The organism is Bradyrhizobium betae (assembly GCF_004123905.1).
Lineage (GTDB): Bacteria > Pseudomonadota > Alphaproteobacteria > Rhizobiales > Xanthobacteraceae > Bradyrhizobium > Bradyrhizobium betae_A.
In genome coordinates this window covers 74,978-98,901 of record NZ_MZXW01000022.1, presented here as the reverse complement: position 1 = coordinate 98,901, position 23,924 = coordinate 74,978, and the positions used below count along the sequence as shown (strand labels likewise).

26 protein-coding genes are annotated in these 23,924 nt (G+C 64.1%); 15 read left to right on the top strand and 11 right to left on the bottom strand.

The features are described from left to right. Nucleotides 1–35: 35 nt before the first annotated feature. Complete coding sequence (locus tag B5V03_RS20060) at nt 36–1,169, bottom strand: glycosyltransferase family 4 protein (RefSeq protein ID WP_129272133.1); 1,134 nt, start codon at nt 1,167–1,169, stop codon at nt 36–38. 201 nt (nt 1,170–1,370) lie between these two features. Here B5V03_RS20060 and B5V03_RS20055 point away from each other — a divergent pair, with 201 nt between their 5' ends. Next, nucleotides 1,371–3,626, top strand: a complete 2,256-nt coding sequence (locus B5V03_RS20055; protein WP_129272132.1) for a GumC family protein — start codon at nt 1,371–1,373, stop codon at nt 3,624–3,626. Between the two features lie 184 nt (nt 3,627–3,810). On the opposite strand, the gene B5V03_RS20050 is transcribed toward B5V03_RS20055, so the two are convergent. Continuing rightward, entirely contained in the window at nt 3,811–4,992 is a 1,182-nt protein-coding gene (locus tag B5V03_RS20050; protein WP_129272131.1) for a GNAT family N-acetyltransferase, read from the bottom strand. Between the two features lie 129 nt (nt 4,993–5,121). Here B5V03_RS20050 and B5V03_RS20045 point away from each other — a divergent pair, with 129 nt between their 5' ends. Continuing rightward, a complete protein-coding gene (locus tag B5V03_RS20045) occupies nt 5,122–6,171 on the top strand; it encodes a polysaccharide deacetylase family protein (RefSeq protein WP_129272130.1) in 1,050 nt (349 codons plus the stop codon). Here the strand turns inward: B5V03_RS20045 and B5V03_RS20040 are convergent. Further along, nucleotides 6,155–6,376 (bottom strand): DUF2842 domain-containing protein, encoded by a 222-nt coding sequence (locus tag B5V03_RS20040; protein WP_018320088.1) that lies wholly within the window; start codon nt 6,374–6,376, stop codon nt 6,155–6,157. The genes B5V03_RS20045 and B5V03_RS20040 overlap by 17 nt on opposite strands. Nucleotides 6,377–6,485: 109 nt before the next feature. Here B5V03_RS20040 and B5V03_RS20035 point away from each other — a divergent pair, with 109 nt between their 5' ends. Further along, the gene (locus B5V03_RS20035; protein WP_129272129.1) at nt 6,486–7,568 is read left to right on the top strand and encodes a COX15/CtaA family protein; all 1,083 of its coding nucleotides are present in this window, start codon (nt 6,486–6,488) and stop codon (nt 7,566–7,568) included. On the opposite strand, the gene B5V03_RS20030 is transcribed toward B5V03_RS20035, so the two are convergent. The 4 genes from B5V03_RS20030 to B5V03_RS20015 all read right to left on the bottom strand — a co-directional run bounded on the left by B5V03_RS20030 (nt 7,569) and on the right by B5V03_RS20015 (nt 10,943). Further along, a complete protein-coding gene (locus B5V03_RS20030; RefSeq protein WP_129272128.1) occupies nt 7,569–7,913 on the bottom strand; it encodes a hypothetical protein in 345 nt (114 codons plus the stop codon). It abuts the gene before it with no gap. 107 nt (nt 7,914–8,020) lie between these two features. After that, the gene (locus tag B5V03_RS20025) at nt 8,021–9,301 is read right to left on the bottom strand and encodes an O-acetylhomoserine aminocarboxypropyltransferase (protein ID WP_129272127.1); all 1,281 of its coding nucleotides are present in this window, start codon (nt 9,299–9,301) and stop codon (nt 8,021–8,023) included. Nucleotides 9,302–9,428: 127 nt separating this feature from the next. Further along, complete coding sequence (locus B5V03_RS20020) at nt 9,429–10,013, bottom strand: CoA-binding protein (protein WP_129272126.1); 585 nt, start codon at nt 10,011–10,013, stop codon at nt 9,429–9,431. Between the two features lie 105 nt (nt 10,014–10,118). Beyond that, nucleotides 10,119–10,943: an enoyl-CoA hydratase gene (locus B5V03_RS20015; protein WP_129272125.1), complete on the bottom strand. Its 825-nt coding sequence runs from the start codon at nt 10,941–10,943 to the stop codon at nt 10,119–10,121. 86 nt (nt 10,944–11,029) lie between these two features. Between B5V03_RS20015 and B5V03_RS20010 the strand changes: the two genes are divergently transcribed. From B5V03_RS20010 to B5V03_RS19985, 6 genes are all read left to right on the top strand, one after another. Beyond that, nucleotides 11,030–11,458, top strand: coding sequence for a PaaI family thioesterase (locus B5V03_RS20010; RefSeq protein ID WP_129272124.1), 429 nt, complete (start codon nt 11,030–11,032; stop codon nt 11,456–11,458). 158 nt (nt 11,459–11,616) lie between these two features. Then, nucleotides 11,617–12,081, top strand: coding sequence for a 50S ribosomal protein L13 (rplM, locus tag B5V03_RS20005; protein ID WP_129272123.1), 465 nt, complete (start codon nt 11,617–11,619; stop codon nt 12,079–12,081). Nucleotides 12,082–12,083: 2 nt separating this feature from the next. Continuing rightward, complete coding sequence (rpsI, locus tag B5V03_RS20000; RefSeq protein ID WP_129272122.1) at nt 12,084–12,563, top strand: 30S ribosomal protein S9; 480 nt, start codon at nt 12,084–12,086, stop codon at nt 12,561–12,563. 230 nt (nt 12,564–12,793) lie between these two features. Then, nucleotides 12,794–14,026 (top strand): GGDEF domain-containing protein, encoded by a 1,233-nt coding sequence (locus tag B5V03_RS19995; protein ID WP_129272121.1) that lies wholly within the window; start codon nt 12,794–12,796, stop codon nt 14,024–14,026. 59 nt (nt 14,027–14,085) lie between these two features. Next, entirely contained in the window at nt 14,086–14,322 is a 237-nt protein-coding gene (locus B5V03_RS19990; protein WP_129272120.1) for a hypothetical protein, read from the top strand. Between the two features lie 126 nt (nt 14,323–14,448). Further along, nucleotides 14,449–14,745, top strand: a complete 297-nt coding sequence (locus B5V03_RS19985; protein ID WP_129272119.1) for an antibiotic biosynthesis monooxygenase family protein — start codon at nt 14,449–14,451, stop codon at nt 14,743–14,745. A gap of 4 nt (nt 14,746–14,749) precedes the next feature. Here B5V03_RS19985 and B5V03_RS19980 read toward each other — a convergent pair whose 3' ends face one another. After that, nucleotides 14,750–15,898, bottom strand: a complete 1,149-nt coding sequence (locus B5V03_RS19980) for an AI-2E family transporter (RefSeq protein WP_129272118.1) — start codon at nt 15,896–15,898, stop codon at nt 14,750–14,752. Between the two features lie 239 nt (nt 15,899–16,137). Here B5V03_RS19980 and B5V03_RS19975 point away from each other — a divergent pair, with 239 nt between their 5' ends. From B5V03_RS19975 to B5V03_RS19965, 3 genes are all read left to right on the top strand, one after another. Further along, nucleotides 16,138–16,911: a gamma-glutamyl-gamma-aminobutyrate hydrolase family protein gene (locus tag B5V03_RS19975; RefSeq protein ID WP_129272117.1), complete on the top strand. Its 774-nt coding sequence runs from the start codon at nt 16,138–16,140 to the stop codon at nt 16,909–16,911. Between the two features lie 330 nt (nt 16,912–17,241). After that, the gene (locus B5V03_RS19970; RefSeq protein ID WP_129272116.1) at nt 17,242–17,730 is read left to right on the top strand and encodes a hypothetical protein; all 489 of its coding nucleotides are present in this window, start codon (nt 17,242–17,244) and stop codon (nt 17,728–17,730) included. Continuing rightward, nucleotides 17,730–18,164 carry a hypothetical protein gene (locus B5V03_RS19965; protein WP_129272115.1) on the top strand — a complete coding sequence of 145 codons (435 nt, stop codon included), beginning with the start codon at nt 17,730–17,732 and terminating at the stop codon, nt 18,162–18,164. The genes B5V03_RS19970 and B5V03_RS19965 overlap by 1 nt, the downstream gene beginning before the upstream one ends. 20 nt (nt 18,165–18,184) lie before the next feature. Here the strand turns inward: B5V03_RS19965 and B5V03_RS19960 are convergent, their stop codons facing one another. Both B5V03_RS19960 and B5V03_RS42755 read right to left on the bottom strand, forming a co-directional pair. After that, a complete protein-coding gene (locus B5V03_RS19960) occupies nt 18,185–18,352 on the bottom strand; it encodes an RNA polymerase subunit sigma-70 (protein ID WP_129272114.1) in 168 nt (55 codons plus the stop codon). Nucleotides 18,353–18,460: 108 nt separating this feature from the next. Then, on the bottom strand, nt 18,461–19,438 hold the full coding sequence (locus B5V03_RS42755) for a GlxA family transcriptional regulator (protein WP_129272113.1): 978 nt from the start codon (nt 19,436–19,438) through the stop codon (nt 18,461–18,463). Between the two features lie 152 nt (nt 19,439–19,590). On the opposite strand from B5V03_RS42755, the gene B5V03_RS19950 reads away from it, so the two are divergent. The 3 genes from B5V03_RS19950 to B5V03_RS19940 all read left to right on the top strand — a co-directional run bounded on the left by B5V03_RS19950 (nt 19,591) and on the right by B5V03_RS19940 (nt 22,175). Further along, the gene (locus tag B5V03_RS19950; protein WP_129272112.1) at nt 19,591–19,848 is read left to right on the top strand and encodes a tautomerase family protein; all 258 of its coding nucleotides are present in this window, start codon (nt 19,591–19,593) and stop codon (nt 19,846–19,848) included. 192 nt (nt 19,849–20,040) lie between these two features. Then, nucleotides 20,041–21,417 carry an NfeD family protein gene (locus B5V03_RS19945; protein ID WP_129272391.1) on the top strand — a complete coding sequence of 459 codons (1,377 nt, stop codon included), beginning with the start codon at nt 20,041–20,043 and terminating at the stop codon, nt 21,415–21,417. Then, a complete protein-coding gene (locus B5V03_RS19940; RefSeq protein WP_129272111.1) occupies nt 21,414–22,175 on the top strand; it encodes a slipin family protein in 762 nt (253 codons plus the stop codon). Before B5V03_RS19945 ends, B5V03_RS19940 begins: the two co-directional genes overlap by 4 nt. Nucleotides 22,176–22,380: 205 nt before the next feature. Here B5V03_RS19940 and glnA read toward each other — a convergent pair whose 3' ends face one another. Continuing rightward, the gene (glnA, locus tag B5V03_RS19935) at nt 22,381–23,790 is read right to left on the bottom strand and encodes a type I glutamate--ammonia ligase (RefSeq protein WP_129272110.1); all 1,410 of its coding nucleotides are present in this window, start codon (nt 23,788–23,790) and stop codon (nt 22,381–22,383) included. Between the last annotated feature and the right edge of the window lie 134 nt (nt 23,791–23,924).

The following is a 23,924-nucleotide window of genomic DNA, read 5'->3' as shown; positions in this document are numbered from 1 at the left end:
ATCGGAAGATTCTCTAAAGCGGGCCTTAAGGATGGTTAGTGATTGGTAAATGCGCCGCGATAACCCGCGAGCACGCCGTCAACCATCGCGGCTTGCGAGAAATGCGCGGAGATGCGCTCGCGCAAGGACGACGCGCGCTGCGCGGTGCCTTGCGGATCGTCGAGCGCGGCGGCAATCGCTTCTGCCATGGCCCCGGCGTTGCTCGCCGCGAACAGGGCGGGGCTTTCGGGTCCGAAAATCTCGGGGATGCCGCCAACGCGGGCCGCGATCATGGGAATGCCGGCGGCTCCGGCCTCGATCACGACATAGGGCATGGAATCGCCGCGCGAGGGCACGACCAGCAGGCGTCCTTTGGAGAAGCCGTAGCGCGCCTTGACGTGGCCGATGAAACGGATCGCGCTGGTGAGGCCGAGCCTTTCGACCTGCGCTTTCAGCGCCGCCGTCTCCTCGCCGTCGCCGCCGAGCGTGAGCGTGACCTTCTTGCCGCCTTCGTGCAGTCGCCCGACTGCATCGACCAGCAGATCCGCGCCCTTGATGTGCCTGAACTCGCCGACATAGGCGAGGTCGGTGGCATCCTCAGTGGTGACAACAGGTTCGAATTCTTCCGGCGTCACGCCGTTGAAGACGCAATGCACCACGCCCTTGGGCGTGCCGACAATGCGCTGATAGGTGTCGCGGGCAAAGGCGCTCTCGAACAGGAACAAATCCGTCGCGTCCATCAGCGTGCGTTCGAGCCGCGCGTAGAACTCGCCCTTGAGCGTGTTCAGAGGATAGTGCAGCGAGCCGCCGTGCGGGGTGTAGATGCGGATGCTGTCGTCCGAGCGGCGCCGCATCCGGACGAAGGCGCCGGCCTTGGCGCCGTGGCCGTGCAGGACGTCGGGCTTGAGCTCGGCGATCATGCGCCGCATCCGCAGCCACACCAGAAAGTCGTCAGGCGAAGGTTCACGGCGGATCGCCAGCCGATGTACGCCGAGCTTCAGCCGCGGGGCAAGCTCGGCCAGCGCCTTGTCCGCACGCTCGCCGCCGGTGAGGCTGTCGGCGAGGATGCCAACGTGATGACCGCGATCGACCTGGCCGTTGGCGAGGTCGAGGATGTGGCGGAAGATGCCGCCGACCGGAGCGCGGACGGCGTGCAGGATGCGGAGCGGCCGGTCGGGAGAGGGGGGCATGATCAGAACCAGCGCTCGACGGCGAATGCTCGAACAATTCTCGAAATATCGAGATGGATTAAGAGCCCTCGTGGTTAACAAACGATGACGAGCGCGCCTGCGTCGCTCGCAGCGTGGCGCGATTAACCCAGCGGCAACCTTAATGGAGTGTAATCGCCCCGGTTGAGGTAGAGTCGCAGCGTTGCCCTGCGGGAGTGTTCGATGCGTTTAGCGTTCTGGCGTGCCGGCAAGGACAAGGCTGTGGTCGAGCGGGCTGTTGCGAAGCCCAAAGCCGAAGCAGCACCCAAGGTTGAAGCAAGGCCTGCGCCCGTTGCGGCGAAGCAGGCGCCTGTCGAATCCGGTGACATCGATCTGCACGCGCTTGGCGGCGCACTTGCCCGCAAACGCGGCTGGATCATCGTGCCGACGGTGCTCGCGCTCGTCGTCTCCATCGCAATCGTCAATCTCATCACGCCGCGCTACAAGTCGGAGTCGCGCATCCTGATCGACGGTCGCGAGAACGTCTTCCTGCGTCCCAGCAGCGACCGCAGCACCGAGGAGCGGCAGGCGCTCGATGCCGAGGCCGTCACCAGCCAGGTGCAGCTGGTGTTGTCGCGCGATCTCGCGCGCGAGATCATCAAGAAGAACAAGCTCGCGGAACGCCCCGAATTCGATCCGGTGCTGCAAGGCATCTCGCCGCTGAAGTCGCTTGCGGCACTGGTCGGCATCGGTCGCGATCCGTTCTCGATGACGCCGGAAGAGCGCGTGCTCGATGCCTATTACGAGCGGCTCCAGGCTTACGCCGTCGACAAGTCGCGCGTGATCGTGGTCGAATTCCAGTCGCAGGATCCCGAGCTTGCAGTGCGCGTCGCCAATTCGATCGCCGACGGCTATCTCGTGCTCCAGCAGAATGCGCGCCAGGACCAGGCGCGCAATGCCAGCCAGTGGCTCTCGGGCGAGATCGAGAATCTGCGCAAGAAGGTCTCCGACGCCGAAGCCAAGGTCGAGGATTTTCGTTCCAAGTCGTCGCTCTTCGTCGGCACCAACAACACCACGCTGTCGAACCAGCAGATGGGCGAGGTCAACACCCAGCTCAACAATGCGCGCTCGATGAAGGCGGATGCGGAATCCAGGGCGCGGCTGATCAAGGAGATGCTCCAGAGCGGCAAGCCGATCGAAGCATCCGAAGTGGTGAACTCCGAGCTGATGCGGCGACTGTCCGAGCAGCGGGTGACGCTGCGTGCGCAGCTCGCCGAACAATCATCCACGCTGCTCGGCAATCACCCGCGGATCAAGGAGCTCAAGGCCCAGCTCGGGGACCTCGACAATCAGATCCGCGATGAAGCGGCCAAGATCTCCCGTTCGCTCGAAAGCGACGCGCGCATTGCCGGCGGCCGGGTCGACGGCCTGATAGCGAGTCTCGAGCAACTCAAGAAGCAGGCGACCTCGACCAACGGTCAGGATGTCCAGCTCCGTGCGCTCGAGCGCGAGGCCAAGGCGCAGCGCGATCTGCTCGAGACGTATCTCGGCAAGTACCGCGAGGCCAGCACCCGCGAGAGCATCGATACCGCACCGGCGGAAGGCCGCATCATCTCGCGCGCGATCGTCTCGAATATGCCGGCCTATCCGAAGAAGCTGCCGATCGTGCTGATCGCGACGATCGCGACGCTGCTGCTCTCGTCAGGCGTCGTCGTCACCGGCGAGCTGCTGCGCCAGACCGCGCCGCGCGCGGTGGCCGTCTTGATGCCGGCGCAAACGCAGGCGGCGGTCAGGCGGGAACCATTTGTCCAACCGGTGGTCGATCCGATCGCCGAGCCGGTGATGGATGATCCCGTGCCGCTCCAGCCGGAGATGGCAGTCGATGCCCATGTCAGCGAATTCGCCGAGATCGGCCACCTCGCCGATAGCCTGCGCGCCGCCGGCGCGGCGGCGAAGAAGGTTACGGTGCTCGGCACCGCCTCGGGTGAGGCCATCACGCTGTCGACGCTGACACTGGCCCGGCACCTGGCGCGCGATGCGCGGGTGGTCGTGGTCGATCTCGCCGCGTCCTCGCCGACGATTGCGGCGGTGTCCGTCGATGCTTCGGCGCCCGGCCTTGCCGAGCTGATGCAGGGCGAGGCCTCGTTCGCGCAAATTATCACCCGCGACAAGCTCTCGCGGCTGCATCTGGTCATGGCCGGCCGTCCCGGCTTCGACCGCAGCCTCCTCCAGTCGCCGCGCGTGACGCTCGCGATCGACGCGCTGCTCCGCGCCTACGACCACGTGCTGCTCGACGCCGGCAGCGCCTCTGACCTTCCGGCGGAGCTCCTGACGGCGCATGCCCGCGCCGTCGTGGTGCCCGATGCCGCGATGGCGCCGGATGCGCGCACATCGATGTGCGAGCAGCTCAGCGCCGTCGGCTTCAGCGAGGTGACGATGCTGAGCAAGCCCGTGCAACCGACGAACGGGGCAGAGACGCTGCGCGTGGTAGCGGCGTGATCTTTCTTCCCCTCTCCCCTTGTGGGAGAGGGTGGATCGCCGCGTAGCGGCGAGACGGGTGAGGGGTCTCTCTCGCCAGGCCCCACTGTCTTTTGAGCCTGAGGATAGATACCCCTCATCCGGCGCTTCGCGCCACCTTCTCCCGCAAGGGGAGAAGGGAAGGGCAGCTCGCGAGTGGGAATATCTACCCGAACGCCTGCCGCAGCCGTCGCGCCAGGTCGAACAGCATCTGGTTCTGCTTCACCAGCCGCTTGCCGTGGCTGAGCGACGACATCGCCATCGCCGCGAGCTTTCCGCGCGAGGTCAGGGGGACAAAGCTGTCGAAAATGTCCTCGTCGTCCTTGCAGAACATCCGCTTGTACTCGTCCGAACCGATGCCGAGGTCGAGCGAGCGGTAGCCGCGCTCGGCGTAGCGGTCGATGATGTAGCGCATCAGGATCAGCCCGGGGCTGTAGCGGGCGTGCTCGGACATCGTGTAGGTGTTGAACATCATCGAGAAGCGCTGGCCATCGGCGACGCCGGCGAAGATCGCGATCACGTCCTCGTCGCATTCGAGCGCGTGGATGTCGATGACCCGGCCTTCGCCGCGCGGCGCGAGACACGCGCTGCGGACGAACTGCTCGACGCCCGCTTCGGCGAAGACGTTCGGCAGCTTCTGCTCGGCCATCCGCGCCGGCTTGACCCGGAAGAACCAGTCGAGCAGGCGGGTGACGTCCGCGTCGGTGGTGGCGAGGTGATAGCGGTAGCCGGCGAGCGCCTGGAGCTTCTTCTCCTTGCTCTTGAGGCGCCGGCGGAAGGAATTGCTGATCCGCGATGCGGGGGGGCCGCAGGGCTCCATCACCAGCAGCGGGCAGCCGTTGATCGCGCTCTGGCGCGGGAGGGCCGCAAACGGGTTCTGCTGGTCGAGCCAGCGCAGCGGCTGTTGCGTCAGCGAGAGCACGTCGACATGTTCGCGCAGCGGCGCAAGCAGCGCATCGAGATCCGCCGCACCGAACTGTGCCGCGAACTCGGCGTTCCACAGGCCCATATTGAAGGTCGTGTGCTTGCCGCCCATGAAGCAGGCGGTGCGCACGCCGTGGCTTTGCCGCAACGAGAGCGGCAGCAGCAGCAGCGGCCGGTGCTCGGCGTCGCGGGCAATGACGATGAACGGGCGGGCACCTTCGCAGCCGCCGACCAGCCGTTGCCACGGGCTGAGCAGGTCGAAGCGCTGGTAGGGGGTGAAGAGGTGGCCGGACTCCTCGAATGCGCGCCAGACCGCTTCGGCCGCGCCGAGATCGGTGACGATATCGACATGCGCGATACGGCTCGCATTAGACCGCGCTGGCGATTCTGCCGTCCGGCTTTGCATCGCCGCAGCCATGGTCATTCACGAAACCTGTCGAGAAAACGAAAAATACGTACTTCGGCCTGTGGCCGACCTTTGCAAAGAAATGTCAACAAAGGGTAATGACTATAAGAGAGGGAAGGGACCGCCGGCGGGCGTGAAGGTGGGATATTGGCATCCGACGACAGATGGCTGGAACGGCTGCGCCTTGAGCTGACCTGGTTCACCGGCCGGGCGGCGCTACGCGGTCGCGGGGCCGGCGCCATCCTGCGCTTTGCGCATGTGCGGCCGCGGCGACGCGGCGCGTTTCAGCCGCTGCGCGAGCACGAGATTACCCCGCAATTCCTCGACCGCGCCATCCGCGCGCTGAAGCGCTGGAACTACGACATCATCGGCATGGACGAGGTCTGCCGGCGCGCGGTGACGCTGCCGGAGACGCGGCGCTTCGCTGCACTGACCTTCGACGGCGTGCCGAAGGATCTCATCCAATTCGCCTATCCGGCGCTGGCGCGCCACGCAGTTCCCTTCACGATCTATGTGCCGACCGCGTTTCCCGACGGCGTCGGTGATGCCTGGTGGCTCGGCCTGGAGCAGGTGATCTCGCGCGAGAGCCGCGTCAGCCTGATGATGGGCGAGAAGGAGCAGCGCTTCACCGTCACAGGCAATGCCGAGAAGCAGGCGCTGTTCTCGCATCTCGAAGGCTGGCTGCGCTCGCTGTCGCCGGCAGATCTGTCGGTTGCGATCGCCGATCTTTGCACGCGCTACCGGATCGATCTCGCGGCGCTCTCGCGTGAGGCATCGATGGATTGGGAGGATCTGGCGAAGCTGGCGGCCGATCCTCTCGTCACGATCGGCAGCGCGACCGTGAACTATCCCGTTCTCGCCAACATGAAGGACGCGGCCGCGTTGCGCGAGATGACCATGGGCAAGGCGGTCGCGGAATCGGCCTTCCACCGCGAGATCAGGCATCTCGCCTTTCCGTTCGGCGATCGCTCGTCCTTCCGGCGCAGCCACGTCGTGATGGCGGAGGAGGCCGGCTTCGCCAGTGCGGTGTCGACGATCCCGGGCATCGTGGATGCGGAGGGGCGCACCAATCTGCGCGCGCTGCCGCGAATTTCCTGGGACGGACGCGTGCGCTCGCTGCGGATGTTGCGCGTGCTGGTCTCGGGTACTGCCTATGCGCCGGTGAAACCGACGGGCAGCGCTACGAGCCAGACTTGACGCGATCGGGCCGCTGCATCCAGCTCACAATCGGCATCGCCGGTAGCACCCAGCCCATGCCGACCACCACGTAATAGATCGCCTGCCGCCAGCCGGACTCGGCGATCCACGGCATCTGCGCCGCTGCCATGCCGAGCAGGGCCCAGACGGTGGCCAGCACCAGGAGCAGGATGGCGCCGAGGAACTTGCGGGTGCGGATCGTCATGACGGAATGTCGCGGTCTTTCGCGTAACTTGCGCTGCGGAAGCGGGGGACTATAAGGGCCATGCAGTCCGGTTCAAGCATCTTTAGTTCAAGGCTTGGGTTCGCCCCGAATGACGCCGATTTCCGCCCCGACCAAGCCGTATCGCGCCGTGCGCTGGTGGCTGATTTCCGTGGCCGCGCTGATCGCGCTGATGGTGCTGGTCGGCGGGGCGACACGGTTGACGGAATCCGGCCTCTCGATCGTCGAGTGGAAGCCGGTGACGGGCAGCGTTCCGCCGCTGTCGGAAGCGCAGTGGACCGACGCGTTCGAGGCCTACAAGAAAATCCCGCAATATCGCGAGCTCAATGCGGGCATGAGCCTGTCCGAGTTCAAGGAGATCTTTTGGTGGGAATGGAGCCACCGGCTGCTCGGCCGCTTCATTGGTGCCGCCTATTTGCTGCCGTTCCTGTTCTTCCTATGGCGCGGCGGTCTGTCGGGTGAGTTGAAGCGGCGGCTGTGGCTGCTGTTCGCGCTCGGCGGACTTCAAGGCGCGGTCGGCTGGTGGATGGTGGCCTCGGGCCTGACGGAACGTGTCGAGGTCTCGCAATACCGGCTGGCGACGCATCTGGTGCTCGCACTGCTGATCTTCGCCGGTATCGTCTGGACGGTCCGGCGGCTCGCAGAGCGGCCGCCGATCGCAGCGCCCGCGCGGCTGCGCTTCACCAGCGCGCTGCTGCTCGTCGTGACTTTCGTGCAGATCTATTTCGGTGCGCTGGTCGCGGGGCTGCGCGCCGGGCGCGCCTACAACACCTGGCCGCAGATCGACGGCGCGTTCATTCCCTCGAGCGAGCGGCTGTGGTTCGAGACGCCGTGGTGGCGCAACATGTTCGACAACGTGCTGACGGTGCAGTTCGAGCACCGCATGACCGCCTATGCGCTGTTCGCGCTGGCGGCGCTGCATGCGATCGATGCCGTGCGTTCGCGCGCAGGCTCAGCGGCGAGTGGTGCGCTCTGGCTCTTGGCGGCCGTGAGCGTGCAGGCGGTGCTCGGTATCCTCACGCTGCTCAACCAGGTGCCGATCAATCTCGCGCTGTCGCACCAGGCAATGGCGATCGCAGTGCTGACGCTTACGGTGATGCAGGTGGAGCGGCTGGCCTCACGGCAGCCTGCCGAGGCGCAGACGCGCGTGGTTCCGCTTGGTCAGGCCGGCTGATCAGCAATAGCCGTAGATGCCGCACGAGTAGGGCAGGCGCCAGAAATAGTCGACCTGCTTCCCGCCGTAATACGAGCCCTGATAATCGTAGTCCCACGGACGGCCGTAATAGCCCGGCAGCGTGTGCGAGCCGGGCAGCAGCGGCGTGCCCGGCAGGTTGCGGATGTAGCTGCCGATGCCATAGGCCGGCGAGATCAGCGCATCCGGATCGGTCTCGACATAGACCTTTGGCGGCTCCTGCAGCGGAGCCGCGGCCCGCCGCTTCGGCGTGGCCGGGAGATCGGCGGCGAGCGCACTTGAGACCGTCAGCATCGCCGCAAGGGCAGGCACCATCCAGCGCAGCATCGTCGGCTCCGAATCAAAAGGGCGATCCAAGGACGATGTATGGGGCAGGTATGGTTAACGACTGTTAACCTGGGCGCATTTTCTGCGCCCCGGAACGACCCAGGCGACTAAGCTCCCAGCGCCTGCTCCAGATCGGCGATCAGATCTTCCTTGTCCTCGATGCCGATCGAGAGCCTGACCACGTCAGGGCCGGCGCCGGATTTCACCTTGGCGGCGTCGTCGAGCTGGCTGTGCGTGGTCGAGGCTGGGTGGATGACGAGCGAGCGGGTGTCGCCGACATTGGCGAGGTGCGAGAACAGCTGCAGTTTCGACACCAGGCTGACGCCGGCATCGTAGCCGCCCTTCAGGCTGAAGGTGAACACGGCGCCCGCGCCCTTCGGCGCGTATTTGCGCGCGAGCTGATTGTACTTGTCGCTCGCCAAGCCCGCATAGCTGACCGAGGCCACCGCCGGATGGCCGGCGAGGAATTCGGCGACTGCCTTGGCGTTGTCGCAGTGCTTCTGCATGCGCAGCGGCAGCGTCTCGATGCCGGTGAGGATCATGAAGGCGTTGAACGGCGAGAGCGCAGGGCCGAGATCGCGCAGGCCGAGCACGCGGCAGGCGATCGCGAAAGCGAAATTGCCAAAGGTCTCCTGGAGCCGGATGCCGTGATATTCGGGCCGCGGCTCCGACAGCATCGGGTATTTGCCGCCCGTGGACCAGTCGAACGTGCCGGCGTCGACGATGATGCCGCCGAGCGAATTGCCGTGGCCGCCCAGGAATTTCGTCAGCGAGTGCACGACGATGTCGGCGCCGTGGTCGATCGGGCGGATCAGATAGGGCGAGGCCAGCGTGTTGTCGACGATCAGCGGCACGCCCGCCTTGCGCGCCACCGTCGAGATCGCCTCGATGTCGGTGATGCTGCCGCCGGGGTTGGCGATCGACTCGATGAAGATCGCCTTGGTGCGCGGGGTGATGGCGCGCTCGAAGCTGGCGATGTCATCGGAATCGGCCCACACCACGTTCCAGCCAAAACTCTTGAACGCATGCGTGAACTGGTTGATCGAGCCGCCATAGAGTTTTCGCGCGGCGATGAACTCGTCGCCGGGCTGCAGCAATTGCTGCAGCACCACGACCTGCGCGGCATGGCCGGAGGCCACCGCGAGCGCAGCGGTGCCGCCTTCGAGCGCAGCGACGCGCTCTTCCAGCACTGCGTTGGTGGGATTGCCGATGCGGGTATAGATGTTGCCGAACGCCTGCAAGCCGAACAGAGAGGCGGCGTGGTCGGCGTCATTGAAGACGAAAGAGGTCGTTTGATAAATCGGAGTCGCGCGCGCGCCGGTGGTGGGGTCGGGCTGTGCACCGGCATGCACGGCGAGCGTTGAAAATCCCGGAAGGCGATCGCTCATTGGGGGCGTCCTGTTCTCATGGTCTGAAATCGCGCGGCATGCTGATCGGCGCCGCGGCTCCCGTCAAGCCGCTGCTTCACATCACCGCGCCACGATTGTCACGTTCGCGCAGCGGAAATTTATTGCGTCAGCTTTGCTCGGTCTTGTTTCTTGCCGCGCGATCGGAGGCCGCGGTGTCGCCGCCGCCGACACTCATCCGATTGAGGGATAGCCGCATGCCTTGCGTCGGTGCCGGCGCGCGCTTGGAACTCAATGTGCGCGAATTCACGCCCATCCAGGAGATCTCGGACGACAAACGGCCATATTCGATCTTGGGGCAGCGGTTCATCACCACCTTGATACCGACCGATTCCGCCTTCGCGGCCGCCACATCGTCACGTGCGCCAAGCTGCATCCAGATCACTTTCGGCAGCGGATCGAGCATGAGCGCCTCTTCGACCACGGGCATGATGTGGCTGGAGTTGCGAAAAATGTCGATCATGTCGATGGGACGCTCGATGTCGGACAGCGAGGCGACGAAGGGCTTTCCCAGCAACTCCTTGCCGACATGGCCCGGATTGACCGGGATCATGTCGTAGCCGCGCTGCGCCAGATATTTGAACGCAAAATAGCTCGGCCGCACATTGACCGGCGACGCGCCGACCATCGCGATCGACTTCACGCTGTTGAGGATGGCGCGGATGTAATTGTCGGGATAGGCGTCGTGGTTCATTGGCTCTTCTTTTGCTGTCATTGCGAGGAGCGAAGCGACGAAGCAATCCAGACTGCGTCCGCGGTGGGATTTCTGGATTGCTGCGCTTCGCTCGCAATGACGATTCTATTCATCCCGCCATGTCGGCGTGCGCTTCTCGATGAAGGCGCCGATGCCTTCCTCGGCGTCACGCGCCATCATGTTCTCGGTCATCACCTCTGCCGCATAGCGATAGGCATCCGCAAGGCTCATCTCGGCCTGGCGATAGAATGCTTCCTTGCCGAGCTTGACGGTGTAGGCTGATTTGAGCGCGACCTGTTGCGCGAGCTCGATCGCGGCGCCGAGTTCGGAGCCGGCGGGCACCACGCGGTTGACGAGGCCGATCTCGCGGGCGCGGTCGGCCGGGATCGGTTCACCGGTCAGCAGCATCTCCATGGCCTGCTTGCGCGGGACGTTGCGCGACAGCGCCACCATCGGCGTTGAGCAGAACAGGCCGATGTCCACGCCGGGCGTCGCGAACTTCGCCTCGTCCGACGCGATGGCGAGATCGCAGCTCGCGACGAGCTGGCAGCCGGCCGCGGTCGCGATGCCTTGGACCGCAGCGACCACGGGCTTGGGCAGATGCACGATCGCCTGCATCATCGCGCTACAGGCGGTCATCATCTCGGCGAAGAAGGCGCGGCCGCGATCCGGGTCAGTGCGGCGCGCGGTCAGCTCCTTCATGTCATGGCCGGCGGAGAAGGCGGGGCCGTTGGCGGCGATCACGACGCCGCGGATTGCCTTGTCGTCGCGGATCTCGTTGAGCTCGGCGTGTAAGCTGGCGATCATCGCTTCCGACAGGCTGTTGCGGGCGGCCGGGCGGTTCAGCGTCAGGACCGCGATGGGGCCTACTATTTCGCGCAGCAGAATTGGCGGTTGCGGGGAGGGGGCGCGGGCGGCCTGGGCGGACATCGAGGCGTTTCCGATTGGATTATTGCGTTTGGATGACGCAGATAACTTAATGTAACAGGGGATGTGAAGCGAGGGTGAGGCGAAGCATGGCGTTAGCGAAAATGAGCGTGGCGGAGGTCGAGCAGTTTCTCCGTGACGAGTTTCCCCAGGCCTTCAGCGGCGACGACATCACGATCGAGAGTGCGGACGGCCAGACCTGCCTTCTGCGGCAGCGCTACAGCGAAAGGATGCTGCGGCCGGGCGGAACCGTGTCCGGTCCGACGCTGATGACGCTTGCCGATTTCGCGATGTACGTGGTGCTGCTGTCCGCAATCGGGCCGATCGGGCTCGCGGTCACCACCAATCTCAACATCAATTTCCTGCGCAAGGGCCAGCCCGGGCAGGACGTGCTGGCGGAGGCGCGGCTTCTCAAGCTCGGCAAGCGCCTGGCGGTCGGGGAGGTGAAGCTCCTGTCCGGCAGTTCGCCGGACCCGATCGCCCATGTCACCTCGACCTATTCCATTCCAAATGTTTGAGCTTTTCGCAGGTAGTATCGTACCATATTTTTAAGTCGTTGATTTGTATTGATTAATTTCCATCCTCGGGCATTGACCGTTGCGGGTCTCTTCTCTAGAAAACCTCGCAGTCCGGTGCGGTGTTCGCGCCGATGCTCCCCGTCCACGGAAACTCTGACATGAAAACCTTTTCGGCAAAGCCGGCTGAGGTGACGAAGAAGTGGGTGCTGATCGACGCCAAAGGTCTGGTCGTCGGCCGCCTCGCCACCATCGTCGCCATGCGCCTGCGCGGCAAGCACCTCCCGATCTACACCCCGCACGTTGATTGCGGCGACAACGTCATCATCATCAACGCGCAGCATGCGGTCCTCACCGGTCGCAAGCGCGAGCAGAAGACCTATTACAAGCACACCGGCTATGTCGGCCACGTGAAGGAGCGCACCGCGCGCCAGATCCTCGAGGGCAAGCATCCCGAGCGCGTGCTCGAGAAGGCCGTCGAGCGCATGATCCCCCGTGGTCCGCTCGGTCGCGTGCAGATGGGCAACCTCCGTGTCTACGGCGGCGCCGATCATCCGCACGAGGCGCAGACGCCCGAGAAGCTCGACATCGCCAAGTTGAACCGCAAGAACACGAGGGCCGCATAATCATGGCCGAATCCATTCAGTCGCTCGACCAGCTCTCGCAGCTCAAGACGGCGGTCGCGCCCGACGCGCCCAAGCACGAGAAGAAGGTCGACAAGTTCAACCGCGCCTACGCCACCGGCAAGCGCAAGGACGCGGTCGCCCGCGTCTGGATCAAGCCGGGTGCCGGCAAGGTCACGGTCAACGCGCGCGAGGTCGAGGTCTATTTCGCCCGTCCCGTGTTGCGCATGATGATCGAGCAACCGTTCTCGGTGGCCGCACGTTCCGGCCAGTATGACGTGATCTGCACCGTCGCCGGCGGTGGTCTGTCCGGTCAGGCTGGCGCGGTCCGTCATGGTATCTCCAAGGCGCTCACCTATTTCGAGCCGGAGCTGCGTACCGTGCTCAAGAAGGGCGGCTTCCTGACCCGCGACTCCCGAGTCGTCGAGCGCAAGAAGTACGGCAAGGCCAAGGCCCGCCGGTCCTTCCAGTTCTCGAAGCGTTAATCGCTTCGGTCGCATTCGCCGCGAAAGCGGCTTCAATGAGATGCAAAAGGGCGCTGATTTCAGCGCCCTTTTTGCTGTTCGTTTGTATGCAAATTGATGACGTGTTTCCCGAAAACTTGCTCTTGCATGAAAACCTGAATGGAACTTCGCGGACATAGCGTCGCATTTGGAAGGGCGCGCAAATCGGATGTGCCGATCGCGTAATTGCTATGTTTTAAGAGGGGGCCGACATGATGTCGCTCGATAGCATCACGCTCTATTTGGTTGCCACCATGGTTGCCGCACTGCTCGGCGCCATGATGGTATTCTTTGGCAGGCAGGAAAACAGTCCTGCGCTGAAATGGTGGGGCACCGCGTATCTCCTCGGCGCCGCTTCCGTTGCGCTGTGGACTGTGGCCGGCGACAAGCTCGGCCCGCATCTTTACCTTGCGCTGAACGCGGTCGGCTTCGTCGCCTGCGGCATGGTGTGGAATGCGGCGCGCGTCTTCCACGGCCGCAAGCCGAACTGGCCGGGCCTTCTCGTCGGCGCGCTCGCCTGGGCCGCGGCCGCCACGCTGCTCGATCCCGCGGCGTCCATAGTGCGCATGATCGTCGGCGCCGGCATCGTCTCGGTCTATGCGGCGCTGACCGCGAGCGAGCTCTGGGTCGAACGGCGCAAGAGCCTGCAACGGCGCTGGCCGGCCTTCGTGGTGCCGGTGATGCACGGCTGCGTCTTGATGTTGCCGATCCTGCTCGGCAGTTTCCTGCGCCCGCACGATGCCGGTTTCTCCACGAGCATCTGGGTCACCGTATTCGCGGTCGAGCTGATCCTCTATGCCGTCGGCACCGTGTTCGTGATCTTCATGCTGGTGTCCGAGCGCACGGTGACCGCGCATCGGACCGCCGCGTCGACCGATCCCCTGACCGGCATGCTCAACCGCCGCGGCTTTTCGGAAGCCTGCGGCCGTGTGATCGAGCGCGAGGCCAAGGCCGGGCGTCCCGTGACCGTGATGATCTTCGACATCGATCATTTCAAGTCGATCAACGATCGCTTTGGCCATCCCGCCGGCGACGAGATGCTGAAGTTGTTCTCCACCGTCGTTGTCAGCAATCTGCGCATGACCGACATGTCGGGCCGCATCGGCGGCGAGGAATTCGCCGCTCTCTTGCCGTGTTCGCTGGAAGAGGGCGTGCTGGTCGCCGAGCGCGTGCGCGAAGCCTTCGAGGCCTCCGGCGTCGTCGTCGATGAAGGCCCGGTCGACACCACCGTCAGCATCGGCGTCGCCGGCGGTCCGGCCGGCACCGAGCTCGAGGTGCTGCTGGCCTCGGCCGACACCGCGCTCTACCAGGCCAAGCGCGGCGGCCGTAATCGCGTCGAGGCGGCGGAGGAGCTGCCGCTGTCGCTGGAGAACTGGCGCCGCCAGAGCGCAGCGCGGGTCGGTGTGCCCAAGGGACAATCCAAGGCACAGCCGGCGACAGCCTGATACGCGGGGGGGCCTCGCGGTAATCCCCTGTTTACCGTTCGATCCCTACCATTGCGGTCATGGAATCGATCCGTCGACAGAATCCGCAGGCTGCCCTGATGTCGCTCGAAGCTCACGCGGCTTCGGCACGTGGCGGCTTCGCCTGTGTGTTCTCGACCGCGGACGAGTATGAGACGGCGCTCATCGCCGAGCGCCGCGCCCAGGGGCGCTACATGCAGAGCCGCAGCTATTGGCCGATCGCGCTGTTCGCCGGCTGTGCGCTGGTCGTGGCGGCCACGGTGCTGCTGTTCGCCTGAGTGACCTGCATTTTTGGTCCTGGTTTTGGACTTGGTTTTGGACTTGGCAGGGCGCCGTTTCGGTGCCTTTTTCTTTGCCCGAAGCTGCGGTAGACACGCTCATCGAACAATAATGGGTGGAAACCGATGATCACCGAGATCGCGCAAATCGACGTCAAGCCGGGCAGCGAGAAGGACTTTGAGGCCGCCGTCGCCAAGGCCAAGGCTGCCTTCGGCCGCGCCAAGGGCTTTCACGGTTTTGAGCTGCACAAGTCGATCGAGAAGCCGCAGCGTTACCGGCTGATGGTGAAATGGGAAACGCTGGAGAGCCACACGGTGGATTTCCGCGGCTCCGAGAATTTCACCGAATGGCGTGGCCTCGTCGGCCAGTATTTTGCCGCGCCCCCCGAGGTCGAGCACACCGAGACCGTGCTGACGACGTGAAGGGTCAAGCCGCCTCCGCCAGAGGGGGCGCCTCATACGTCTTGAAATGGTCGATCATGACCTTGGCGATGGCGACCAGCGGCAGCGCCAGCGCGAGGCCCCAGATTCCGAAGACGACGCCGAGCAGGATCTGGAACGCGAACAGCGTCGCCGGCGGGATGTCGAGCGCCTGGCGCTGCAGGATCGGCGTCAGCACGTAGCTCTCCATGGCGTGCACACCCATGAAGAGGATGAAGGCCGACAGCGCCGGGATCCAGCCCGAGGCCAGGCTCGCCAGCACCACGACGACGCCGGCGATGATGGCGCCGACGGTCGGGATGAAGGCAAGCAGGCCGGCCTGGATCCCCAGGATGAACGAGCCGGGAATGCCGATGATGGCAAGCCCGATCCAGGTCACGAGGCCGACCGCGATCATCACCACGATCTGCGCGATCAGCCAGCGCTCCAGCGTTTCGCTGATGCGGTCGATGATCAGGGCCACGCGCGTGCGATGCTTTGCGGGCGCGAGGAACAACAGACCGTCGTGATAGACGCTGGGCTGGGCGGCGAAGGCGAGCCCGAGAAACAGCACGATGAAGATGTTGCCGACGGCGCTGATCGCGCCGAACAGCAGCTTGAAGGTCTGACTCACGATCGCCCCGCCACTCGAGGCCAGCGCGCCGGCACCGCCGGGCAATCCGCCATGGGAGGCCGGGCTCGGGGCGGGCGTCGCGCCGGCGTCGCCTGAGGCGACGGGCGCGGCATTGCCGAGATCGAACACGCTGGTGTCGACGCCGTGGTTCTCCAGGAAGGAGCGGACGTTGCTGATCTGCGACCTGATGGTCTTGCTCAGCACCGAGGCCTGCTCGGCGATGGTGGCGCCGCCGAGATAGGCGACACCCGCAAGCAGCACCGCAAGCACGGCGCAGACGATCGCGAGCCGGACCGGATGAGGCAGGTGCACGCGGCGGCCGAGCGCGTTTGTCAGCGCGTTGAGGCCGACGCCGAGCAGCATGCCGGCGAAGATCAGCAGCAGGGTGGCGGCAAAATACCAGGTGAAGGCGAGCAGCGCCGTGAACAGCACGATACCGCTGCCGCCGACCGAGATGGCCCAGGCCTGATCTCGCGCGAGATCGCTGCGGGTCCGGGGCCGTTCATCTCTGGGAATGGTCACATCGGATCCTTTTCGGGGCTGTACCGAGCACTCTTTCGCGAATTGCCGTCGGGGATCAAGCCGGGCGGCGCTGGCCTGGCCTCAAAGCCAACGCGACCGGGGCAAAAGGGTGCCTCTAGGGGGCCTTGGCCGCCTTTGCGCGAAAATAGCATTGCCGTCCCGCGATCCCTTCTGTTGAATTTGTTCCATCGGAGGGGCATGTTTGGAGAATCTTTTTCGGCAGGAGGTCGGAACGGGAGATGAGAAAGCCGGTCGTCGGCGTGATCGGGAATGCCCATCGCGTCGAAAATCGATTTCAGGTCCAGATGGTCGGCGAGCGCAATTTGCGCGCGGTGGCCGAGGTTTCTGGTGGCTTGCCGATGATGTTCGCGGGCGCGCCTGATATCACCGATATTGGCGCGCTGCTCGACGTGGTCGACGGGATCGTGCTCACCGGCGCCCGTGCCAACGTCCATCCGACTCGCTTCAATGTCGATCCGTGCGAACGGCACGAACCCTACGATATCCATCGCGACGAGGTCGCGCTGGCGCTTTCGGTCGCCTGCGTCGCCCGCGGCGTTCCGCTGTTCGGCATCTGCCGCGGACTGCAGGAGATGAACGTCGCCTTCGGCGGCTCGTTGCACCCCGAGATCCGCGAAATCCCCGGCCGCATGAACCACCGCATGCCCCGGCTCGAGAACGGCGAGATCCATCCCGATCCGACCGTGGTGTTTGCCGACCGTCACGACGTCGACCTCACGCCCGGCGGTGCGTTCGCAAGACTGCTCGGCTGCGAGAAGATCAGGGTCAATTCGCTGCACGGCCAGGGCATTTTGGACCCCGGCAAGCGCGTGCTGATCGAAGGAATCGCCGAGGACGGCACCATCGAGGCGATCCGCATCGCGGAAGCCCCGACCTTCGCGCTCGGCGTGCAATGGCACGCCGAATACGACCCGCAGCAAAATCCGGTCAACCGGAAGCTGTTCGAGGCTTTTGGTGAGGCGATGGTCGAACGGCAGAAGGCCGCGGCGTAGTTCTCGCGCGTGTCCCGGACGCGCTGCAGCGTTCTTACGCTGCTGCGCAGAGCCGGGCGCAGGTCTTTCGGAAATCAGGCGCTTTATGTTTGCCCTTGGCTCGCTCGCCTGTCTGAACGGAGCCCTGTCGGCCGAGCCGAGCATCGGCAATGGGCTGATATCGTCGTCAAAATATCTTTGGTCCATTCCAGACGTCACGATACGGGACGTTGCACCAGCCGCAAACGGAACGGCCGTTCTCGTGCTTCAAGACCGCGAGAAGCGCCTGTCATTGATGATTGGCGCGAACGCACTTGGCGTTGATCGCGCGTTCCGCTTAAGACCGTCAAGATGCTTGATCCCTACGCCATCCACTCGGCAGCGGCGGCCGACGGCTCGATCTGGATCGGCGGGACGACGAACAAAGGGCGATCGTACGCCAGCGCTCCTTTGTCAGATGCCTACCTCGCAAAGGTCGGCCCGGATGGGCATTTGGTTTGGGAAGTTGTAATTGCGCGAAAGCGTGAGAACTCAATATTCGATATGGCGATCTTGCCCTCCGGTGACGCGGTCATCATCGGGCGAGAAGATGATGCAAATTGGCTCGCGCGGATATCTGGCGATGGAGAAATCCTCTGGGAGAAGACATTTGGGTTAGGCGAAATCGCGTCGGTCGCTGTGTTGAATGATCTGATTGCGGTGATGGCCTTCGAGGCGGTCGAGGGAGAGGCGAAAGGCGCCGGTGCGCGCGTGGCTTTGTGGCGTTTCGAGACCGAAGGACAACTTTTGGATCACCATGTCGTCCGTGACGATGGGGCAGGCCGGGCGCTTCCTGGCTGATGAAGGTCGGTTCGGGACGCGGAGATATTTTCGCGGCCAGCGCCTGGACTGAGCCGATGTCGAAGACGCCCTCGGCCAAGGCACTGAGCGTTACCCGTTTGACTGCCCAAGGCCAGGTCGTTTGGCAGAACGTCATTCCGGAGACCATCGTTCAACGTCGCGTGGGACCAATGCCTTGCCCGCGTGCCGTCCTGATCCCTCGAGAAGGAGGTCTCATCACCTTCTGTGTTGCTGCGGAAGGCACCGAATTTTTTTATCTCGAGCCCGCAGCAGGCAAAGTTGTCCGCGATCTTCTTCCAAATGCAACAGAGCAAATTTGCGACGGATCGTCCGGGCGCGCTTCGTTCATGCTCCCGCATTCCGACTCAAGCATCTGGATATTCGGGACGGGCGGAAGTTGCAGCTGGCTTCAACAGGTCAAGCTCCAGCCGTAGGTTGGGCGGAGGCCACTGCATCACCCTTCCTCGATCCAGACTTCCGCATCGCTCAGAGCGTTCAGAATGCGTTCGATGTCTTCGGGCTCTATCCCGTTGCCGCACAGTTCATTCAATTCGTCGAAGGTGATCTTGCCGTTTCGTTCCCCGATTTCGGTGGCTCGTCGAATGATTTCCGGTACGCTCATGTTCTCTCCTGGGGCGGCCTCTACTTTATGCTGAGAGAGTCGGGTTCCCGAGAGGGACGCCTCTAGCGCTTGCCATTGGCCCCACAGCCGGCGCGGTGCTCCGCTCTGTTACGCCGCCCGCTCCATCCGTCGCGCGCGGTAGGCCTGCGGCGACATCAGTGTCAGCTTGCGGAACGCCTTGCGGAAGCTGCTCTCGTCCTCATAGCCGGCTGTGCGCGCGATGGTCTTGATCGGCTGCGCCGTTGTCTCCAGCAGCGTGCGCGCCTGCTCGACGCGGCGGCGCATGATGAAGGCCTGCGGCGGCTCGCGCGTGAGCTCCTGAAATTTTCGGTTCAGCGTGCGTTCGCTCAGCCCGAGCGCGTCGGCAAGGCGCTTGACCGTCATCGGGCTCTTGCCGGTGCGGCGAACCAGCAGATCGGCTTTGGTCAGTAGCGGGTCCTGCGAGAGCAGATAGCCGACCGGCATGAAGATCGATTGGGTGCGCTGCGCGGTGTCGATGACGACGTAGTCCGCGCAGAGTTTTGCGATCGCCTTGCCGTCGACCATCTCGATCAGGCGGAGCAGGAGGTCGACCCACGACATCGGCCCGGCCGCGCAGACGATGCGGTCCGCCACGGTGACGACGGCGTCGGCGGCAAGGTCGACCGCGGGATGACGCTGCCGCAGCTCCCCTTGCAGCCACCAGGTGATGGTGGCGCGGCGGTTGTCGAGCAGGCCGGCGCCGGCAAGTAGGAATACGCCGCTGCAAAATGCGCCGATCAGCCGGCCGTTCGCATGCTGCCGGCGGAGCCAGGCGCCGGCGCGCGCATATTGCGGTTGCAGGCGCTCGGCCGTGACGTGATCGACGAGGTTGCCGGGGACGAGGATCGCATCGAAGCTCGCGCGCTTGCCGATCGCGCCGTCGACCGCGACGATCTGGCCGCCGCCGGCGCGCACGTCCTTGCCGTCGAGCGAAAGCGTTTGCCACGCGAACCGCGTTTTCGCGCCGCTTTGCTGAATCACGTGATTGGTGAGCGAGAGGATGTCGGCGATCCCCGCGATTGCCGAATGCATGCAACCTTCCAGTGCCAGGATTGCGAGCTTCATGGGACCTCCAGATGCGATGCGGTGATGCTAGCCGATCGGCGCACGGGCGCCGTGGCGGAAATTGCCTGATCTCTGTCTTATCCGCCACTGCTATTGCCGGCATGTCCGGCTCAATCTCCTGCCGTCGTCACACGACATGATTGGAGAAAGACATGCCTTACATCACTATTTCCACCGTCCGCGGCATTCTGGACGCCGCGCAGAAGAAGACGCTGCTCGAACGCGTCACCGACCTCCTGGTCGAGGTCGAAGGGCAGGGCAATCCGGAATTCCGCCGCAACGTCTGGGTCAGGATCGAGGAGCAGGAGCCGTCGCACTGGTCGCTTGGCGGCATGCAGCCGACGAACGAGATCATCGCCGGCACGTTCGGTGCGATCGGGGCGGACGGCGTGCGGGCCCCGCGGCCGTAGCAGCGCAGAGTGCGTGGCGGATCAGCCCAACACTTGGTCAAGATTTGGTCAAGGCTTGGTCCGCTCGCGCCCTGTGCTCAACCGATCTGCGGAGGCGATTTCCATTGCGTTGCACAATCACAACAAGACCTGCGCACGGCTGCATTGAGGTTCGCGAGACGCGCACCATATGCTCTGCAAGGGAGCCCTGCCGTGCAGACCATGAAGGCGGCCCTCGTTGCGGCGATTGGCGTCGTGGCTTTGATCTGCTGCCTCCTTCCGAGCTCAGCGGAGGAGAGCAGCCATCTTGCACTGACTGTTACGATCGACGGGGCCATTGGCCCTGCGTCGGCCAGCTACGTGAAGGAAGCCCTGGGCCAGGCAGGCGAACGGCGTGCCGAGGTCGTGATTCTGCGAATGAACACGCCCGGCGGCCTCAATTCCAGCATGCGCGAGATCATCGCGGATGTGCTGGCCTCGCCCATCCCCGTCGTCGGTTACGTCGCTCCCTCCGGCGCCCATGCGGCGAGCGCGGGGACCTATATCCTTTATGCGACCCACATCGCGGCGATGGCGCCAGGCACCAATATCGGTGCCGCGACGCCGGTGCAGATTGGCGGGCCGTTGCCGGGACTGCCGAGCGGACCGCCGGACAAGGATAGCAAAGACAAGAAGGACGAGCCGAAGGACGCGATGACTGCGAAGGCGACGAACGATGCCGTCGCTTTTATCCGCAGCCTCGCCGAACTGCGCGGCCGCAACGCCGATTGGGCCGAGAAGGCCGTCCGTGAAGCCGCCACCCTGTCCGCCAACGGCGCGTTGCAGGCTCACGCCATTGAGCTCGTCGCGCGCGATCCGGCCGAATTGCTCGGACAAATCGATGGTCGCGTCGTCGAAATTGCGGGCGGCAAGACGCAACGCCTCGCGACGAAGGATGCCGTCGTTGAAGCCATCGACCCCGGATGGATATCGCGCTTCCTGGCCGTCATCACCGATCCGAATGTGGCGTTCATTCTCCTGATGGTCGGCATTTACGGCCTGATCTTCGAGTTCATGTCTCCCGGTGCGGTCGCCCCGGGAGTCGTTGGAGCGATCTGCCTGCTGATTGGTCTCTATGCACTCAATTTGCTGCCGGTCAACTATGCCGGCCTTGCCCTGATGTTGATTGGACTCGTGCTCCTCACGGTCGAAGCCTTCAACCCGACCGTGGTGATCGGTCTCGGAGGGATCATCGGTTTCGTGCTGGGGGCGCTAATGCTTTTCAGGGGCGAGGCGCCTGGCTACCACCTGTCGTGGTGGGCGATCGGAATCACTGCGGCCGTATTCGTCGGCTTTGCGCTCGTCGTGCTTGGTTCGCTTCGGCGCGCCGCCAAGGCTCCCGAACGGGTCGGCGCGCAGGCCATGCGAGGCTTGGCCGCCGAGGTTCTCGACTGGAACGGCAGCGAAGGCCATGTCTTCGCCCATGGTGAGCGCTGGCGGGCGCGCGGCGCCGAAACGTTCAAGCCCGGAGAGACGGCCGAAGTCACCAGCGTCATCGACCTGACGCTGCTGATCCGGCGCGCACCAACCGGCGAGGGAGGTACATCATGATGCTGGAATATTCGACCTATGCGGCGCTCGCGCTGCTCGTCGTCATATTTCTATCCCAAGCCATTCGAATCCTGCGCGAATACGAGCGCGGCGTCGTCTTTACGCTCGGCCGCTTTACCGGCGTGAAGGGCCCCGGCCTCATCATCCTCATTCCGATCGTGCAGCAACTCGTCAAGGTCGATCTCAGGGTGATGGTGCAGGTCGTGCCGCCCCAGGACGTGATTTCGCGGGACAACGTGTCCGTCAAGGTCAACGCGGTTCTGTACTTCCGCATCGTCGACCCCGAACGGGCCATCATCAAGGTCGGCGATTACATGGCCGCCACCAGCCAGCTCGCACAGACCACGCTGCGCTCGGTGCTCGGCAAGCACGAGCTCGACGAGATGCTTGCCGAGCGCGACCGGTTGAATGCCGACATCCAGGAGATCCTCGACAAGCAGACCGACGTCTGGGGCATCAAGGTCACCGGCATAGAGATCAAGGACATTGATCTGAACGAAACCATGGTGCGTGCGATCGCCAAGCAGGCGGAGGCGGAGCGGTTGCGGCGTGCCAAGGTGATCAATGCGATGGGCGAGCAGCAGGCTGCCGAAAAGCTCGTCGAGGCTGGCCGGATTCTCGCGCAGGAGCCGCAGGCGATGCAGCTACGTTATTTCGCGGCTCTGCACGACATCGCGGGCGAACGGTCGTCGACAGTCGTCTTTCCGCTGCCAACGGGCCTGCTCGACCATTTCATGCCGCGGCGTGACAACCCGTAGCAAGCGCGCGACCTATCAGCTTCCGGCCGAGCTTCAGAAGGCCTTCATCGCGACTTGGTAGGATGGTAGAGCGGAAGCGAAACCCATCGTCCCTTGCAAGGAGCGAGATGATGGGTTTCGCAAGGGCTTTACCCCATCTTACTCCCCCAAAACAAAAAGGCGCCCCGAGGGGCGCCTTTCGCGTGTCGTGTCCAGTTCGGGCTGCTTAGCCCGAATAGTACATGTCGAACTCGACCGGGTGCGGGGTCATTTCGAAGCGGGCGACTTCGGTCATCTTCAGCTCGATGTAAGCGTCGATGAAGTCGTCGTCGAACACGCCGCCGGCCTTGAGGAAGCCGCGGTCCTTGTCGAGGTTTTCCAGCGCCTCGCGGAGCGAGCCGCACACCGTCGGGATCTGCTTCAGCTCCTCCTTCGGCAGATCGTAGAGGTCCTTGTCCATCGCCGGACCCGGATCGATCTTGTTCTTGATGCCGTCGAGGCCGGCCATCAGCATCGCGGCGAAGCCGAGATAGGGATTGGCGAGCGGATCGGGGAAGCGGACCTCGACGCGCTTGGCCTTCGGGTTCGCCGTGTAGGGGATGCGGCACGAGGCCGACCGGTTGCGCGCGGAGTAGGCGAGCAGCACGGGGGCCTCATAGCCCGGGACCAGACGCTTGTAGGAGTTGGTCGACGGGTTGGTGAAGGCGTTGATCGCCTTGGCGTGCTTGATGATGCCGCCGATATAGTGGAGGCAGGTCTCCGACAGGTCGGCGTATTTGTTGCCGGCGAACACCGGCTTGCCGTCCTTCCAGATCGACTGATGCACGTGCATGCCCGAGCCGTTGTCGCCATAGACCGGCTTCGGCATGAAGGTGGCGGTCTTGCCGTAGATATGCGCGACCTGGTGGATGCAATATTTGTAGATCTGCAGGTGGTCGGCCATCAGCGTCAGCGTGTCGAACTTCATGCCGAGCTCGTGCTGGGCGGAAGCGACCTCGTGGTGATGCTTCTCGACCTTGACGCCCATCTTGGCCATGGCGCCGAGCATTTCCGAACGCATGTCCTGCACCGAGTCCTGCGGCGGCACCGGGAAGTAACCGCCCTTCGTGCGGACGCGGTGGCCGAGATTGCCGCCTTCATATTCGGTGTCGGAGTTGGTCGGCAGCTCCGAGGAATCGAGGCGGAAACCGGTGTTGTAGGGACCGCTCGAGAAGCGCACGTCGTCGAACACGAAGAACTCGGCTTCTGGGCCGACGAACACGCTGTCGCCCACGCCCATCGACTTCACCATGGCTTCCGCCTTCTTGGCGATGCCGCGGGGGTCACGGTTGTAGGGCTCGCCGGTAGTCGGCTCGAGCACGTCGCAGGTGATGACCATGGTGGTCTCGGCGAAGAACGGATCGATCGTCGCTGTCACCGGATCCGGCATCAGGCACATGTCGGACTCGTTGATCGCCTTCCAGCCGGCGATCGAGGAGCCGTCGAACATCGTCCCTTCGGCGAAGATATCTTCATCGATCATGCTGACGTCGAACGTCACATGCTGCCACTTGCCGCGCGGATCGGTGAAGCGCAGGTCGACGTACTTGACGTCGTTGTCCTTGATCGATTTCAGGACGTCTTTGGCGGTCTTCATGCATACCCCTTTTGGCTCTGCGGGTCGGTTTCCAGGTGAGCAGGATTGTTCTCGCTTTTGGCGAGTTCGCGCACGACCGCACAAACAAAATCAGGCCGCCGAAGCAGCCTTTTTCTTGTCAGAGTGTCGCAAAA

Excerpts from the sequence above, each read along its gene's own strand:
- B5V03_RS20060 (WP_129272133.1), bottom strand. The coding sequence starts at position 1,169 with ATGCCCCCCTCTCCCGACCGGCCGCTCCGCATCCTGCACGCCGTCCGC.
- B5V03_RS20055 (WP_129272132.1), top strand. The coding sequence starts at position 1,371 with ATGCGTTTAGCGTTCTGGCGTGCCGGCAAGGACAAGGCTGTGGTCGAG.
- B5V03_RS20050 (WP_129272131.1), bottom strand. The coding sequence starts at position 4,992 with ATGACCATGGCTGCGGCGATGCAAAGCCGGACGGCAGAATCGCCAGCG.
- B5V03_RS20040 (WP_018320088.1), bottom strand. The coding sequence starts at position 6,376 with ATGACGATCCGCACCCGCAAGTTCCTCGGCGCCATCCTGCTCCTGGTG.
- B5V03_RS20035 (WP_129272129.1), top strand. The coding sequence starts at position 6,486 with ATGACGCCGATTTCCGCCCCGACCAAGCCGTATCGCGCCGTGCGCTGG.
- B5V03_RS20030 (WP_129272128.1), bottom strand. The coding sequence starts at position 7,913 with ATGCTGCGCTGGATGGTGCCTGCCCTTGCGGCGATGCTGACGGTCTCA.
- B5V03_RS20025 (WP_129272127.1), bottom strand. The coding sequence starts at position 9,301 with ATGAGCGATCGCCTTCCGGGATTTTCAACGCTCGCCGTGCATGCCGGT.
- B5V03_RS20020 (WP_129272126.1), bottom strand. The coding sequence starts at position 10,013 with ATGAACCACGACGCCTATCCCGACAATTACATCCGCGCCATCCTCAAC.
- B5V03_RS20015 (WP_129272125.1), bottom strand. The coding sequence starts at position 10,943 with ATGTCCGCCCAGGCCGCCCGCGCCCCCTCCCCGCAACCGCCAATTCTG.
- B5V03_RS20010 (WP_129272124.1), top strand. The coding sequence starts at position 11,030 with ATGGCGTTAGCGAAAATGAGCGTGGCGGAGGTCGAGCAGTTTCTCCGT.
- rplM (WP_129272123.1), top strand. The coding sequence starts at position 11,617 with ATGAAAACCTTTTCGGCAAAGCCGGCTGAGGTGACGAAGAAGTGGGTG.
- rpsI (WP_129272122.1), top strand. The coding sequence starts at position 12,084 with ATGGCCGAATCCATTCAGTCGCTCGACCAGCTCTCGCAGCTCAAGACG.
- B5V03_RS19995 (WP_129272121.1), top strand. The coding sequence starts at position 12,794 with ATGATGTCGCTCGATAGCATCACGCTCTATTTGGTTGCCACCATGGTT.
- B5V03_RS19990 (WP_129272120.1), top strand. The coding sequence starts at position 14,086 with ATGGAATCGATCCGTCGACAGAATCCGCAGGCTGCCCTGATGTCGCTC.
- B5V03_RS19985 (WP_129272119.1), top strand. The coding sequence starts at position 14,449 with ATGATCACCGAGATCGCGCAAATCGACGTCAAGCCGGGCAGCGAGAAG.
- B5V03_RS19975 (WP_129272117.1), top strand. The coding sequence starts at position 16,138 with ATGAGAAAGCCGGTCGTCGGCGTGATCGGGAATGCCCATCGCGTCGAA.
- B5V03_RS19970 (WP_129272116.1), top strand. The coding sequence starts at position 17,242 with ATGCTTGATCCCTACGCCATCCACTCGGCAGCGGCGGCCGACGGCTCG.
- B5V03_RS19965 (WP_129272115.1), top strand. The coding sequence starts at position 17,730 with ATGAAGGTCGGTTCGGGACGCGGAGATATTTTCGCGGCCAGCGCCTGG.
- B5V03_RS19960 (WP_129272114.1), bottom strand. The coding sequence starts at position 18,352 with ATGAGCGTACCGGAAATCATTCGACGAGCCACCGAAATCGGGGAACGA.
- B5V03_RS42755 (WP_129272113.1), bottom strand. The coding sequence starts at position 19,438 with ATGAAGCTCGCAATCCTGGCACTGGAAGGTTGCATGCATTCGGCAATC.
- B5V03_RS19950 (WP_129272112.1), top strand. The coding sequence starts at position 19,591 with ATGCCTTACATCACTATTTCCACCGTCCGCGGCATTCTGGACGCCGCG.
- B5V03_RS19940 (WP_129272111.1), top strand. The coding sequence starts at position 21,414 with ATGATGCTGGAATATTCGACCTATGCGGCGCTCGCGCTGCTCGTCGTC.
- glnA (WP_129272110.1), bottom strand. The coding sequence starts at position 23,790 with ATGAAGACCGCCAAAGACGTCCTGAAATCGATCAAGGACAACGACGTC.